16 protein-coding genes are annotated in these 13,955 nt (G+C 70.7%); 9 read left to right on the top strand and 7 right to left on the bottom strand.

The annotated features are described in order from the left end of the window. Positions 1-24: 24 nt before the first annotated feature. Entirely contained in the window at positions 25-3,228 is a 3,204-nt protein-coding gene (locus QRX50_RS03495; RefSeq protein WP_285970556.1) for a glycohydrolase toxin TNT-related protein, read from the bottom strand. Positions 3,229-3,462: 234 nt separating this feature from the next. On the opposite strand from QRX50_RS03495, the gene QRX50_RS03490 reads away from it, so the two are divergent. Then, complete coding sequence (locus QRX50_RS03490) at positions 3,463-4,320, top strand: bifunctional methylenetetrahydrofolate dehydrogenase/methenyltetrahydrofolate cyclohydrolase (protein WP_255638649.1); 858 nt, start codon at positions 3,463-3,465, stop codon at positions 4,318-4,320. 2 nt (positions 4,321-4,322) lie between these two features. Next, positions 4,323-4,628 (top strand): DUF3017 domain-containing protein, encoded by a 306-nt coding sequence (locus tag QRX50_RS03485; RefSeq protein WP_285970555.1) that lies wholly within the window; start codon positions 4,323-4,325, stop codon positions 4,626-4,628. A gap of 67 nt (positions 4,629-4,695) precedes the next feature. Here QRX50_RS03485 and QRX50_RS03480 read toward each other — a convergent pair whose 3' ends face one another. Beyond that, on the bottom strand, positions 4,696-5,880 hold the full coding sequence (locus QRX50_RS03480) for an MFS transporter (RefSeq protein WP_285970554.1): 1,185 nt from the start codon (positions 5,878-5,880) through the stop codon (positions 4,696-4,698). A gap of 193 nt (positions 5,881-6,073) precedes the next feature. After that, complete coding sequence (locus QRX50_RS03475) at positions 6,074-6,397, bottom strand: ArsR/SmtB family transcription factor (RefSeq protein ID WP_285970553.1); 324 nt, start codon at positions 6,395-6,397, stop codon at positions 6,074-6,076. Between the two features lie 108 nt (positions 6,398-6,505). Here QRX50_RS03475 and QRX50_RS03470 point away from each other — a divergent pair, with 108 nt between their 5' ends. Then, on the top strand, positions 6,506-7,705 hold the full coding sequence (locus QRX50_RS03470) for an MFS transporter (protein WP_285970552.1): 1,200 nt from the start codon (positions 6,506-6,508) through the stop codon (positions 7,703-7,705). Here QRX50_RS03470 and QRX50_RS03465 read toward each other — a convergent pair. Beyond that, positions 7,702-7,884 (bottom strand): DUF1918 domain-containing protein, encoded by a 183-nt coding sequence (locus QRX50_RS03465; protein WP_285970551.1) that lies wholly within the window; start codon positions 7,882-7,884, stop codon positions 7,702-7,704. The two genes, QRX50_RS03470 and QRX50_RS03465, sit on opposite strands and share 4 nt — an antisense overlap. A gap of 74 nt (positions 7,885-7,958) precedes the next feature. On the opposite strand from QRX50_RS03465, the gene QRX50_RS03460 reads away from it, so the two are divergent. From QRX50_RS03460 to QRX50_RS03445, 4 genes are all read left to right on the top strand, one after another. Beyond that, positions 7,959-8,603 (top strand): spermine/spermidine synthase domain-containing protein, encoded by a 645-nt coding sequence (locus QRX50_RS03460; RefSeq protein WP_285970550.1) that lies wholly within the window; start codon positions 7,959-7,961, stop codon positions 8,601-8,603. Continuing rightward, a complete protein-coding gene (locus QRX50_RS03455) occupies positions 8,597-9,163 on the top strand; it encodes a hypothetical protein (RefSeq protein WP_285970549.1) in 567 nt (188 codons plus the stop codon). Before QRX50_RS03460 ends, QRX50_RS03455 begins: the two co-directional genes overlap by 7 nt. Next, the gene (locus QRX50_RS03450) at positions 9,153-9,731 is read left to right on the top strand and encodes an HhH-GPD-type base excision DNA repair protein (RefSeq protein WP_285970548.1); all 579 of its coding nucleotides are present in this window, start codon (positions 9,153-9,155) and stop codon (positions 9,729-9,731) included. Before QRX50_RS03455 ends, QRX50_RS03450 begins: the two co-directional genes overlap by 11 nt. A gap of 175 nt (positions 9,732-9,906) precedes the next feature. Beyond that, positions 9,907-10,431: a hypothetical protein gene (locus tag QRX50_RS03445; RefSeq protein WP_285970547.1), complete on the top strand. Its 525-nt coding sequence runs from the start codon at positions 9,907-9,909 to the stop codon at positions 10,429-10,431. On the opposite strand, the gene QRX50_RS03440 is transcribed toward QRX50_RS03445, so the two are convergent. The 3 genes from QRX50_RS03440 to QRX50_RS03430 are packed head-to-tail and all read right to left on the bottom strand — an operon-like array spanning position 10,428 to position 11,941. Next, entirely contained in the window at positions 10,428-11,027 is a 600-nt protein-coding gene (locus QRX50_RS03440) for a class I SAM-dependent methyltransferase (protein WP_285970546.1), read from the bottom strand. The two genes, QRX50_RS03445 and QRX50_RS03440, sit on opposite strands and share 4 nt — an antisense overlap. Positions 11,028-11,059: 32 nt before the next feature. Beyond that, positions 11,060-11,422 carry a DUF2203 domain-containing protein gene (locus tag QRX50_RS03435; RefSeq protein ID WP_285970545.1) on the bottom strand — a complete coding sequence of 121 codons (363 nt, stop codon included), beginning with the start codon at positions 11,420-11,422 and terminating at the stop codon, positions 11,060-11,062. A gap of 33 nt (positions 11,423-11,455) precedes the next feature. After that, positions 11,456-11,941, bottom strand: a complete 486-nt coding sequence (locus tag QRX50_RS03430) for a hypothetical protein (protein WP_285970544.1) — start codon at positions 11,939-11,941, stop codon at positions 11,456-11,458. Between the two features lie 229 nt (positions 11,942-12,170). Between QRX50_RS03430 and QRX50_RS03425 the strand changes: the two genes are divergently transcribed. Beyond that, a complete protein-coding gene (locus QRX50_RS03425) occupies positions 12,171-13,394 on the top strand; it encodes an NADP-dependent isocitrate dehydrogenase (protein WP_285970543.1) in 1,224 nt (407 codons plus the stop codon). Positions 13,395-13,630: 236 nt separating this feature from the next. After that, positions 13,631-13,945, top strand: a complete 315-nt coding sequence (locus QRX50_RS03420) for an SH3 domain-containing protein (RefSeq protein WP_285970542.1) — start codon at positions 13,631-13,633, stop codon at positions 13,943-13,945. The last annotated feature ends 10 nt before the right edge of the window (positions 13,946-13,955 follow it).

Genomic DNA, 13,955 nt, shown 5'->3' with positions numbered 1-13,955 from the left:
GCCCCGCCCCCTTCGGCAAGCAACTCAGTCGATCGGCGGTTCGCCCGGCTCCAGTTCGAGCAGGTCGCCTTCGGCCAGCAGTTCCTCGATCGAGGCGGGCAGCAGGTACGCCGAACCCCCGCCGGGCTGGTTGAACCACGGGATCGCGACGCCGGCGAGCGTCTCGAGCGGGCGCTGCACGCGGTACACGTGATACGGCCGGTTCACCCACTCCGGTACCAGCGAACGCTCCTCGAACGGCGTGCCCGCGGCATAGGTCAGGTTGCCGTTCGGGCCGCCGAAGCGGTCGAGCTCGCTGCCCGCTGGCAGCTCCCGCATTTCCTTGCCGCGGAACAACGTCAGCGGCGGTTCACCCGACAACGGCCCGATCGGCCACTGGTTGTTGCCGCCACCACCGGAGGCGGCACGCGGCGCTCCGTTGGCCCGTCCCGGCTCTTCCCGACGCGGCGGCGCGACGGGCGCACCCGGTCCACCGGGCCCACCAGGACCGGTGGGGCCACCGAGCCCAAGACCGCCAGGCCCACCGGGCCCACCCGGTCCACCGACGGGAGCACCCGGCGGCACTCCGGGCCCGGTCGGCAGGCCCAGCCCACCACCCACGGGGGGCGCGGGCGGCATCGGCGGCTCCCGGCGCTGCAGCGGCTGAACCGGCGGGGTCACCTGAGTCGGCGGCTGCGGGGGCGGGGGGACCTGACGCTGCGGCGGCTCTTCGGCCTCGGGCTCGTCGCCCAGCAGCTCCTCGGCCGAGGTGAACGCCGTCTGCTCCTGCGGCGGCACGGCCTCGCGCGGGCGCACCGGGAACGAACCCGTGGCGACCTCCGGCGAAAGCGTCGCCACCACCGGCGGCTTCGGGGCTTCGGCCACGGGCTCTGCCGGCGGCGCGGGCGGCTGCTCCTCGGCGGGCTCGTGGCCGTCGGGGTGCAGCAGGACCTTGCCGAGCATGAACGCGGCGGCGTCGTCGGAGTCGCCGAACACGGCCGGGTTGATCAGCTCGCCGTCGTACCAGCCGACGCGCCAGCCCTCGTCCACCTGCTCCACGGTCCAGCCGCGTTCGGTCGGCGTGCCCAGCTGGTAGGCGGCGTCCGGCACGTCCAGCTCGTCGAGCCGCGTCTGCAGCTTCGCCAGCGCGGGTTCGGCCGGCAGCTCGCGGCGCGGCCGTCTCGGCGGCTGCTGGGGCTGCCGCTGCGGGGCCTGCCGTGCGGCGGCCGGTTCCGGCCGGACGCCGGCGCGCGGGGCCATCGGCAGCTCGGGCACCGGCAGGACACCCGGCACACCCTCGTCGGGCGTGATCATCGTGGTCGGCGGGCCCGAGTCGAAGTCCGGTTCCCGGCCGGCGGGGCCGCCGCTGTCGCGCGGCTGGTCGCCGTACTGGGACTCGCCGTACGGCTGCTCCTCGTAGTGCTCGTCGTCCTCGTACTGCTCGTCCTGGTACTGGCCCGCCTGGTCGTACTGGCCGGCTTCGAAGTGCTGACCGTTCTCGAACGACTGGCTGTTCTCGAACGTCTGCGTATTCTCGAGCGGCTGGCCACCCTCGAACGACTGCGCGTCCTCGAACGGCTCGGCGTTTTCGTACTGCTCGGTGTCTTCGTACTGCTCGGCGCCGCGGTCGGCCGGGGCGTACAGCGCGGTGTGCTGCTCGGCCGGCTCTTCATGGCGCGAAGGTTCATCAGTGTGGGTGAACAGCACCGGCTCTTCCTCGAGCGGCTGCTCGGCTCCGACGGCGTCGACGGGCGCGTACAGCGCGGTCTGCTCGGCGTCCTCCTCCGGCGGGGCGGAGTTCGGGTCGACCGGTGCGTACAGGGCCGTCCGCTGCTCGTCGTGCTGCTGCGGCGGAGCGGCGCTGGGGTCGACGGGCGCGTACATCGCCGTGCGTTGCTGCTCTTCGTGCGCCGGCGGTGCGGTGTTCGGGTCCACGGGCGCGTACATCGCGGTCCGCTCGGCCACCGGCGTCGGGTTGTCGGCCCCGGCCCCGTTCGGCACCGCGCCCGCGTTAGACCCGGCGCCGCTGGGCGCCTGGTCGTGGGCCGTCTCGAAGTCCGCGTGCTGCTGGTCCTCGAAGTGGTCCTCGCCGGCGAAGCGGTCGCCGAACTCGTCGTAGCGCTCGTCCTGGTACTGCTCGTTCTCGAAGCCCGGGCCGTCCTCGTGCTGCGGGCCGGGCCCGTCGAAGACCTGCTCGAACGGCGGTTCGGCCGGCGCATCCGGCTCGGCGGGGGGCGTGTGCACGGCGAGCGGCACGTCGACCGGCGCCGGCGCAGCGGCTTCGGGAGCCGGGGCCTGCGGCGCCTGCGCGGCCGGGGGAGCGGGCGGCATGGGCTGCTGCTGCGGTTGCTGCTGTTGCGGCGGCGGGCCCGGACGCTGCTGCTGGCTGCCCCGCGTGAGGTACGCGGCGGCGCCCTGCAGCGCGCCGTCGTCGACCTGCGGCAGCTGGAAGCCGTTGGACCGGATGTGCTCCACCAGGTCGGGCTCGGGCGAGACGCCGTACTGACGCAGGTAGAAGTTCACGGCCGCGGGCCAGATCCACTGCCCGTCGCTGTGGAAGGCCACGGGCACGGTCGCCTCGGGCGTCTGCGCGAGGCGGTCGATGTCGTAGCCGCGGTCCTGCACCACCACGGGCGCGTGATCGAGGTAGTCGAGCAGGCGGTCCTGCTCGGCGACGTCGAGGTCGGGCCGGTTGATGACCGGGCGCCCGGCGGGGCCGATCGTGTCGAAGATCCGCGCGATGCGGAAGTGCGGGCCGGGCTGCTCGGGGCCGAGGCCGGACAGGCGCCGGATCAGCCACTCCGGCACGTTCTCCTCTGTCCGGGGGAACATGCGCAGCTCGTCCTGGTACGCCTGGGGCGGCGGCGCAAGGTGCCACGTGGGCTCCTCGCGGTTGTACTCGAGGTTGTAGCTGGACGGGTGGTCGAGCTGGTAGCGCGCGTTGAACCACGTGCCGCGGCCGTCGCGGTACATGCCCGCGCGCAGCCGGCCGAAGAGCGTCGCGATGTCGTGGGTGGCGACCCACTCCTGCCCGGTGCCGTCTTCGGTGCGGATCTCGCCCGTCAGCTCGTGGTAGCGGCCGACGGCCCGATACTCCACCGTGACCTTGCGCCAGTCGCGTGGTGCTGCGCGCAGCAGGGCGAGTCCGATCTGCTTGACCAGTGTGTCCTGCTCGGTCGCGTTCAGCTGCGTCGTCGGTTGTGCCACGGGAACATTTTGACTGTTCGCGCGCGCGAACGCACCCCGCATAGGTCTTTTGCCACTCAGGGGCGGTCTGACCTCGGTCGACGCACGATGCTCAAGATCACACACCCGTGCGGGCTGGGACTGGGCTCCGGCGTTGGGGTGACCAGGAGTCTACGTCCGGTGGCCCTGCGCGTCCGGCCACGACGCGCCGGGCCGATCGGGTGGTGCGGCGAGCACGCTGCGTGTGCGCCCCGGGCGAGGTCCGGGTGTGGACGGTGCTTTGCGAGAATGGTCACCGTGACGGCGAAGATTCTGGACGGCAAGGCCACGAAGGACGCCATTTTCGCGGAGCTGCGCCCGCGGGTGGCGGCGCTCGCCGAGCGGGGTGTGGTCCCCGGGCTGGGCACGGTGCTGGTCGGTGACGACCCCGGCTCGCACTCGTACGTGAAGATGAAGCACGCGGACAGCGCGAAGATCGGCGTCAACTCGATCCGGCGCGACCTGCCCGCCGACATCTCGCAGGAGAAGCTCGAGGCCGTCATCGACGACCTCAACGCCGACCCGGCGTGCCACGGCTACATCGTGCAGCTGCCCCTGCCCAAGCACCTCGACGCCAACCGCGTCCTCGAGCGCATCGACCCCGACAAGGACGCCGACGGCCTCGCGCCCACGAGCCTCGGCCGCCTCGTCCTCGGCCAGCGCGGCCCCCTGCCGTGCACGCCGTACGGGATCATCGAGCTGCTCCGCCGCCACGGCGTGGTGCTGGACGGCGCCAACGTGACGGTGGTCGGCCGCGGCATCACCGTCGGCCGCACGATGGGCCTGCTGCTCACGCGCCGCAGCGAGAACTCCACCGTGACGCTGTGCCACACCGGCACCCGCGATCTCGCGGCCGAGGTCCGTCGCGCCGACATCGTCATCGCCGCCGCCGGCGTCCCCGGCATCATCAAGCCGGACATGGTGGCTCCCGGCGCGGCTGTGCTGGACGTCGGTGTCTCCCACGTCGACGGCAAGCTCACGGGCGACGTGGACCCGGGCGTGGCCGAGGTCGCGGGCTGGCTGTCCCCGAACCCGGGCGGTGTCGGCCCCATGACCCGCGCGATGCTCGTGTCCAACGTCGTCGAAGCCGCCGAGCGCGCGGTCGCGAGCCGGTGACCATGACCGCCGACCGGCCCCGCACGAAACGGTCGTGGACCGTCCACGTGCCGTTCGGGCTGGTCATCCTGCTGCTGCTCGCCGCGGCGCTGCGGATCCTGCAGTACCACTGGCGCGAGGGCGCGGTGCTGGTCGGCGCCGCCCTGTTCGTGGGTGGGCTGCTGCGGCTGCTGCTGCCGGAGGACCGCGTCGGCCTGCTGGCGATCCGCGGCAAGATCGTGGACGTCGTCACGTACGCGGCGCTGTGCGCTGCCGTGTTGTACATCGCCTTCACCATCACGGGCGGTCCGTTCGACACCACGTCCTGACGCTCCGTACACAGCGGCCCCGCACCGGGTAGGTGCGGGGCCGCTGTGTTTTCGGCTCTGGTCCGGATCACGAAGCCAGAGCGAGCTCCCGTTGCTCGGCCGCGCGGGCGTCGCGGCGGTCGAGCGAGCCGGAGACGGCGGCGATCGACAGGCCGAGCACGGCCAGCGTCGCGCCGACCCAGTTCGGCGCCACCAGGCCCAGACCACCGGCGATCACCAGCCCGCCGAGGTACGCGCCGATCGAGTTCGCGATGTTGAACGCCGACTGCACGGCCGCCGACACCAGCGACGGAGTGCCGCCGGCCTTCTGCATGATCCGCGTCTGCATCATCGGGCCGATCATGAAACCCGCGACACCGACGAAGAAGATCGTGATCGCCGCGCCGACCTTCGACTGCGCCGTCAGCGTGAAGATCCCCAGCACCACGGCCAGCGACAGCATCGCCGCGTACAGCGAAGGCATCAGCGCGCGGTCCGCGAGCCGGCCGCCGAGGTAGTTGCCGACGGTCATGCCGACCCCCGCCAGCGACAGCAGCAGCGTCACGTCCGCGGGCGAGTACCCGGCGACATCGGTGAGCATCGGCGCGATGTACGACATGCACGCGAACACCCCGCCGAGCCCGAACGTCACGATCGCCAGTGCCAGCCACACCTGCGGCCGCCGGAACGCGTCCAGCTCGCCACGCAGCGAAGCCTCGGCCGGGCGCCCCTGGTGCGGCACCAGCTTGGCGATCGCGGCGGCGGCGAACAGGCCGATCACCGCGACCACCCCGAACGTCGCCCGCCAGCCCACCTGCTGGCCCAGCAACGTCCCGAGCGGCACGCCGACCACGTTCGCCAGCGTGAGTCCCATGAACATCATCGACACGGCCTTCGCGCGGTCGCCCGGCTTCACCAGGCTCGACGCGACCACCGCGCCGGCGCCGAAGAACGCACCGTGCGGCAGGCCGGCCAGGAAGCGGAACGCGATGCCGAAACCCTGGTTCGGCGACAGCGCGAACAGGCCGTTGCCGAGGGTGAACAGGCCCATCATCGCGAGCAGCATGGTCTTGCGCGGCAGCCGCACGGCCACCGCGGTCAGCAGCGGGGCGCCGATCACGACGCCGAGCGCGTAGGCGGAGATGAAGTAGCCGGCGGTGGGGATGTCGATGTGGAAGTCCCCGGCGGCCTGGGGCAGCACACCCATCATCACGAACTCGGTGGTCCCGATGCCGAAGGCACCGATGGCGAGCGCGAGCAACGCGACGGGCACGGCTCTCCTTTCGTGAGAAATCGATTACTCAGCTCGGGGTGACCCCGTTCTGAAGCGCTTTAGACGAAGGGCAAAAAACAAGACAGCCGTGTGCGGCCCCGACGCCGTCGTGCTGTCTGCAACCCAGTTCAACCGATGGGGTGTGGGTTTGTCATCCCGGTATCCGGGTGAGGCTGTTCACGTAGCGCGACCGTCAGCGGCGCGCGGCGAGCACTCCGTCGAGGAGACCCGGGAACAACTCGTCAAGATCGTTGCGACGCAAGGAGTTGTACCGCGTGGTGCCTTCCTGGCGGCCGGCGAGCACGCCCGCGGCGCGCAGGATGCCGAGGTGGTGCGTGAGTGTGGACTTGGTCACCGGCACCTCGAGTCCGCCGCACGAGACCTCGGCCTCGGACCGGGCGAGCTGGCGCACGATCGCCAGGCGCACCGGGTCGGCGAGCGCGCGCAGCACTGCCTCGACGGTCATCTCGTCGCGCTCGGGGTGGACGAGCGGAGTCAGGTGCGTGGTGGCGGCCATGGGTCCATAGTACGACGTTCCTCGAAATTGTCAGGCCCACGGTGTACGGTCGACATCGAACTACGACGTCCGTCGAACCAATCCCGTTCACCTCTTGGGGGCACCACCATGTCCAGCGTCTCCACCACCGGGAGCTCGCGGAACGCCGTGCTGGCGTTCGGGGCCTTCGGGGTCGGCACCAGCGGCTACATCGTCGCCGGGCTGCTGCCGTCGCTCGTTTCGGAGCTGCACGTGTCGGCCACCGCCGCCGCGCAGCTCGTCACGTCGTTCGCCATCGCGTACGCGATCGGCTCGCCGCTGTTCGCCGCCGTCACCGGGCGCTGGGAGCGCCGGACGCTCCTGGTGGCCGCGCTGGTCGTCACCGGCCTCGGCAACCTGTTCGCCGCCGTCGCGCCCGGCTACACAACGCTGCTTCTTGCGCGGGTTGTCACGGCCGTCGGCGCCGCCGTCTTCACCCCGGCCGCCAGTGCCGTGGCCGCGGAGCTGACCACGCCGGAACGCCGCGGCCGCGCCGTCGCGATGGTGTTCGGCGGGCTCACAGTCGCGTTGATCTTCGGGGTGCCGCTCGGCAGCCTGGTCTCCCAGCAGTGGGACTACGAGGCCGCGTTCCTGCTCGTCGGCGTGCTGTCGCTGGCCGGCGCGGTCGCCGTGCGGCTCGTGCTGCCGCGGGTCGCGCCGCCGCCCGCGGTGCGGCTGGCCGAGCGCTTCGCGGTGGCGCGCGACAAGCGCGTGGTCGCGCTGCTCGTCACCACGGTGCTCGCGTGCCTCGGCGCGTTCATGGTCTACACGCTCTCGTCGCCGCTGCTCGCCGCGACGGCCGGCCTCACCGGCGGCACCGTCACGGTGCTGTTGTTCTGCTACGGCATCGGCGGCGCCCTGGGCAACTACCTCGGCGGCCGCGCCGCCGACCGGTGGGGCGCGCGCGTGCCGGTGCTCCTGGTGCTGGGCGCGATGACCGTCGTGCTGGCGCTGCTGCCGTTCACGTCGGTGACCGTGGCCGGCGCGGGCGTGACGTTCTTCGTGTGGGGCACGATCACGTGGGCGATCAACCCGCCGATGCAGCACCGGCTCATCGAGCTGTCGCCCGGGCACGCCGGACTGGCCCTCTCGCTCAACGCGTCGGCGATCTACCTCGGCGTCGGGCTCTCCGGCATCGTCGGCGGCGCGGTGCTGACGTCCGCCGGGCCGACGGTGCTGCCGGAGATCGCCGCGGTGCTGAGCGCCGTCGCGATCGCGGTGATGGTGTTCTTCTGGGAGACTCGCCGCACTCGTCGCGTGGCGGCCCGGGAAGAAGTGGCCGTCGGCTAGTCCGTGAGGATCTCGCAGTCGGGCCCGGGGTACAGCAGTGCTTCGTGTCCGTCGGCGAACCGGACGACATACGGTGGTGAGCCGTCCGGGCCGCGCACCTCGAGGATCTCGGCGCGCTGCTCGGCGGCCCCCACCGTGCGGCCGTGGACCTGGATCTCGTCTCCTACCGTCGCGTGCATGGGGTTTCACCTCCGTGGTTCAGGGTAGGAGCGCCTCGCGGCCGCGTACAGGGCAGTTGTGAAAAGCTGGCTCCGTGGCTGAGGTTCTGGACGTGGCCCACGGGTTGGGCGGTGAGCTCGTGCTCCGCCGTGAAGGCGCGGTGCTCGAGGTGATCGAGAACGGTGTGTTCCTGATGGACACCCGGAACGGGGAATCCGAACGGCTTCTCGTGACCGGCGCCGCCGACCTGCTCGCACCGGGCGCCCGCGTGCTCATCGGCGGACTCGGGGTGGGTTTTTCATTGCGGGCGGCGCTGGATCACCCGCACGTCGGGTCGGTTGTGGTGGTGGAGCGCGAACCGGCGGTGATCGCGTGGAACCGCACGGGCCCGCTTCGCGAGGTGCACGGTGCGGCACTGGAGAATCACCGGGTGTCGTTGGTGGAGGCGGATCTGGTGTCGTGGCTGCATTCCTCGGGGGAAACCTTCGACGCCCTGTGCCTCGACATCGACAATGGTCCCGAGTGGACGGTGACGGACGGGAACACCTCGTTGTACGGTGAGTCCGGAGTGGACGGTCTGGCCCGCCTGCTGCGCCCTGGCGGCGTGTTGGCGATTTGGAGCGCCGGCGCTTCTCCCGCGTTCACGGATCGGTTGCGGGGGCACTTCGCCGACGTACGCGTGGTCGAGGTCCCGGTGCCGCGCGGGGAACCGGACGTGCTGTGGTTCGCTCGTTGCTGAGGGCGGCCGTTTCGGAGAACGCGGCGTGGTGTGACGCTTTCTGCCGTATCAGCGGCGTTTCCGGCGTCTTCGGCCCGCACGCTTGGACGGCGCCCGCGCGCACGCCGAAGTTCTATCCCGACGCGGTCACCCTCACACAGGATGCGGTTGGCGCCGACGTCCTGCCGCTCGTGGACGCTTCCGCCGGCTGCTCGGTGAAGGACAGCTTCGCGTCCCTCGACCTGCCGGGCTTCGAGGTGCTGTTCTCGGCCACGTGGCTGCACTTTCCGGTGCTGTCGTCGTCGGGGTGGCCCTCGTCGGCGTCACCGGACCCGTCGTTCGTCCACCTCGACGGCCCGACCGTCGCCCACCGCGGCCCGGCTGCGGTCGGCCTGTGGAACGTCACCGGCGACGACTGGGCCGGCGCGGTCGCCGGCGCCGCCGCCGCGTTCCCGGGCCTGCCCATCGTCGGCTACGAACACGGCGACGCCCTGGCCTCGGCGCTGGCCTACGGCGCCACCCCACTCGGGGAGCTGCGTGTCTGGGCAGCGACCTGCCAAAATGGACCGCATGACGCGTGAAGTGCACCTGAGCGGCGACGCCGAGGCCGACAAGCTGCTGAGCGAGGACCCGGTCGCGCTGCTCGTCGGCATGCTCCTCGACCAGCAGATCTCCATGGAGGTCGCCTTCCTCGGCCCACGTAAGATCGCCGACCGCATGGGCGGCTTCGACGTGCGGCGCATCGCAGAGGCCGACACGGAGGCGTTCGTCGAGAAGTGCGTCACGCCCCCGGCCATCCACCGCTACGGCGGGTCGATGGCGCGCCGGGTGCAGGCGCTGTGCCAGTTCCTCATGGAGCACTACGACGGCAACGCCGAAGCGATCTGGACGGAGGGGCGGCCCAAGCCCGACGGTCCTGAGGTGCTGAAGCGGCTGAAGGCTCTGCCCGGGTACGGGGAGCAGAAAGCCAAGATCTTCCTCGCCCTGCTGGGCAAGCAATACGGCGTACAGCCCAAGGGCTGGCGCGAGGCGGCGGGTGCGTACGGGGATCGGGGTTCGCGGCGGTCCATCGCGGACGTCGTGAACGCCAAGACGCTGGCGGAGGTCCGCGCCTTCAAGAAGGAACAGAAGGCGGCGGCGAAGAAGTAGCTCTTCCTCCGGGCAGCGGCTCCGGCCGCCACACCGCTACGAACACACCCGTGGCGAAACACCCCCGATGTCCCGCTGATCGGGATCCGCCCAACGGCGGCTATCCGCGGCGGCCCTGGAATCGGAAGGATCTTCGCCGGGCTGCGGTCGCAGTCCGTCCAGGGGAGGAAAAGTCATGGTGTTGAGACGAGTGCTGGTTGTCGCGGCTGCGGCGTGCGTGGTGGGTACGACGGGCGTCGCCACGGCTCAAGCGGATCCGCAGGACGGCTTCACCTACACGTCGGAGGCCGGGGCGCACGCGTTCGTCGGCAGCGCCGCGTGGGGCGCGGACCAGCTGAGCGGCTGGGAGTACGACGGTGCCGTGAAGGTCGACGCCGACGGCGGCTGGGACTGGGCCCGCCTCGAGCTCAGCGCGCCGGCCGGCCAGCAACTGCACGAAGGCACCTACACCGGCGCCCGGTTCCGAGGCCAGACCGAGCCGCAGCTCACCACCGCGGGCTTCGCCGCCTTCCGCGGCACGCAGGCCGACGGCACCCAGGCGTGCGACGACGTCGCCGGCGACGCCACCGCCGACTTCACCGTCACGGACCTGGCCCGGGCAGCCGACGGCACCCTCACCGATCTCGACACGACCTTCGTCCTGCACTGCTCCGGCCCGGCCGGCCCCGCCACGACCGGCGAGGTCCACTTCCACCGCTAGCGCACCGCGCGCACCGCGAACACCAGCCGGTCGCGCCCGCCGAGGTGCGCGGTCACCGTCTGGGCCGTCGCCGAGTGGAAGCCCGCGTCCGTGGCCAACGCGGCGGCTTCGGCCTCAGATCCGGGAATCCGCAGGTCGTGCGCCATTACGTCGGACATCGAGCCGCACGGGTCGAAGCGCGCTGACGACGAGATGCTGAACGCCACGATCCCGCCCGGGCGGAGGACGCGCACCCAGTCGGCCAGTGCGGTGGCCCCCAGGAAGTGCAGAGCCGACGCGCAAACCACCGCGTCGGCGGTCGCGTCGGCAACGGGCAGCGGCACGGCCGGACCCACCTGCCAGGAAATCACCCCGGCCGGGTCCAGCGCGGGAGCCTTCGCGCGGGCCAGTGCCACCATGCCCTCGGAAATGTCCACCCCGACCACGACCGTGGGCGACAGCCGCAGTGAAGCGAACGCCGCGGCGCCCGTCCCGGTGGCCACGTCGAGCAGCAAGCCGGGGTGGGAGGGCAAGAAGGAGATCAAAGTGTCCGCCACCAACGGGTGGAAGGGATCGTCGTCGTAAGAAGCGGCCATTTCGTCGAAGATTGAACTCACCAAATCACCGTAGTGACCCTGACCAGCAAATTTCAGCTCAACCGCCGGCGCCCCGCGAAGCCGAGGTCGACGCGGTGGTACCAGGCCAGCTCGCGGTCGCCCTCGAGCCAGCAGAGCAGGACGTCGTCGCCGTCCAGCGATGCCGGGAAGTCGACCAGCAGGGGCGCGAAGCCCTTCAGTTCGGCGCCCGTGCGCTGGACGGTGGTCATCAGCTCGTCGAGGCGGGCCTGCGCGGCCTTCCACTCCGGCAGGCCGCCGAGGTCGGTGTCGCGGCCGCCCGGGCGCAGCGACGCGGCGAGCTCGGCGGCGTCGGCGCGCACACGGACGAGTTCGGCGAGGACCGGGAGCAGCCGGGAGAGCTCGGCGCGCGCCTCGGCCACGGTGAACAGACCCATGTGAGGATGTTCTCACCGCGCTCGAGTCGCGCGTCACCGAGCAGGCCGCCGCCGCGCCACTGTCGTCGCGAGACCCGTGCCCACCAGCAGGAACCCGGCGGCGAGCAGGGCGCCGGAGAACAGCCAGGTCGTCAGGCCGAACGACAGCCCGCCGTGCGGCAGCACGTCGAGCAGGTCGAAGCCCCATTCCGGCATGGCCAGCGCGACGACGCCGGGCAGCACGCCCCCCACGAGCCCGCCGAGCAGCGGACCCGACGAGGACCACGCTCCTAGCGCCGCCACCAGCAGCAGCAGGATCGCGCCACCGGCCAGGAGCGCGATGCCGAGCGCGTCGCGGCGCGTGCTCATCACCGCGATGAGCGTTTGCTGCCGGTAGCCGCCGGCAGCGAGCAGGCCGAGCGCCACGGGTGTGAGCACGAGGCCCAGCAGCCCGCTCAGCACCCTCGCCACGGCCCGGCTCGGCGGCGGCGGTTCGTGGACGGGCGTTTGAAAGGTGGCGTACGGGTCGGAATACGACATAGCGTGACCTCCCGGATGAGTGGCTCCCCGATGGGATGGTGGCCGACCTCACCCGGTTTCGCGACCGGTGAACGCGTGGTGTGCCCACCCGTCGGAGCCGCGAGCAAGGGGTGGAGACTTGATACCGACCACTTCTGGAACCATCCCGCTCCGGCAAGCAGTACGCTTGTACCGCTACCGACGAGTCGAAGAAGTAACGCGAAGATCCGCGGAAGGAGCACCGCTGCTCATGGCCAAGATCAAGGTCCAGGGCACCGTCGTCGAGCTCGACGGCGATGAGATGACCCGCATCATCTGGCAGTTCATCAAGGACAAGCTGATCCACCCGTACCTGGACGTCAACCTGGACTACTACGACCTGGGTATCGAGGAGCGGGACCGCACCGACGACCAGATCACCATCGACTCCGCCAACGCCATCAAGAAGCACGGCGTCGGCGTCAAGTGCGCCACGATCACGCCCGACGAGGCGCGCGTGGAGGAGTTCGGCCTCAAGAAGATGTGGCGGAGCCCCAACGGCACCATCCGCAACATCCTCGGCGGCGTGGTCTTCCGCGAGCCGATCATCATGCAGAACGTGCCGCGCCTGGTACCGGGCTGGACCAAGCCGATCATCATCGGCCGTCACGCCCACGGCGACCAGTACAAGGCCACCGACTTCAAGGTCCCCGGCCCCGGCAAGGTCACCATGACCTACACCCCGGCCGACGGCTCCCAGCCGATGGAGTTCGAGGTCACCAACTTCCCCGAGGGCGGCGGCGTCGCCATGGGGATGTACAACTACCGCAAGTCGATCGAGGACTTCGCGCGCGCGTCGCTGCAGTACGGCCTCGACCGCGGCTACCCGGTCTACCTCTCCACCAAGAACACGATCCTCAAGGCCTACGACGGCATGTTCAAGGACGTGTTCCAGGAGATCTTCGAGGCGGAGTACAAGGCCGACTTCGACGCCAAGGGCCTCACCTACGAGCACCGCCTCATCGACGACATGGTCGCCGCGGCGCTCAAGTGGGAGGGTGGCTACGTCTGGGCCACCAAGAACTACGACGGTGACGTGCAGTCCGACACCGTGGCCCAGGGCTTCGGCTCGCTCGGCCTGATGACGTCGGTGCTGCGCACGCCGGACGGCAAGACCGTCGAGGCCGAGGCCGCTCACGGCACGGTCACTCGCCACTACCGCCAGCACCAGCAGGGCAAGCCGACCTCCACGAACCCGATCGCGTCGATCTACGCGTGGACCCGGGGCCTGGAGCACCGAGGCAAGCTCGACGGCAACGCGGAGCTCATCGGCTTCTCGAACACCCTCGAGCGCGTGGTCATCGACACCGTCGAAGGCGGCAAGATGACGAAGGACCTGGCGCTGCTGGTCGGCAAGGACCAGGCGTGGCAGACCACCGAGGAGTTCCTCGGGACGCTCGACGAGAACCTGGCCAAGAAGATCGCCCAGGGCTGATCCGGAGACCACACCAGCCACCGGCTGAACTGCCTTTCCCGCCACCGCGAAGGGGCACCTCGGAGGAGTCTTCCGAGGTGCCCCTTCGTCGTGACTACCGGTTGTCACCAGAGGGTGACGCTGTTGGCGCCTCCGGGTGGTCTGCCAGGCCGGACCTGTCGGGCGGACCTACTCCGTGTCTACCCTGGTGAAGCTGGATTTTTCGCGACTGAGTTCTTGGTGACGGAGGAGCGGCCGTGATCCTGGGGTTGATACCGAAGAAGACCCTGATCGTCATCGGTGTGATCGTTGCCGTGATCGTGATCTACGTCCTGAACCAGAAGGGCCAAGCCGACGCCCAGGGTTCTCCGACCGGGTGCAAGGTCACGGTGACCGCCGACGTCCTCAACGCCCGCGAAACCCCGGACGGCAACGGCAAGATCGTCGGCAAGTACCTCAACGGCGCCGAGTTCGATGCGATGCCGGTGCAGCAGAACGGATTTCGCGAAGTCGCCAAGGACAAGTGGGTGGCGAGCAGCTTCGTGAAGCCGCTTGAGGGTTCGAAGTGCTGAGTGGGTTTCG

Source organism: Amycolatopsis sp. 2-15 (assembly GCF_030285625.1).
Lineage (GTDB): Bacteria > Actinomycetota > Actinomycetes > Mycobacteriales > Pseudonocardiaceae > Amycolatopsis > Amycolatopsis carbonis.
Note: the sequence above shows the minus strand (reverse complement) of the source record. Positions and strands in the feature narration are given on the sequence as shown.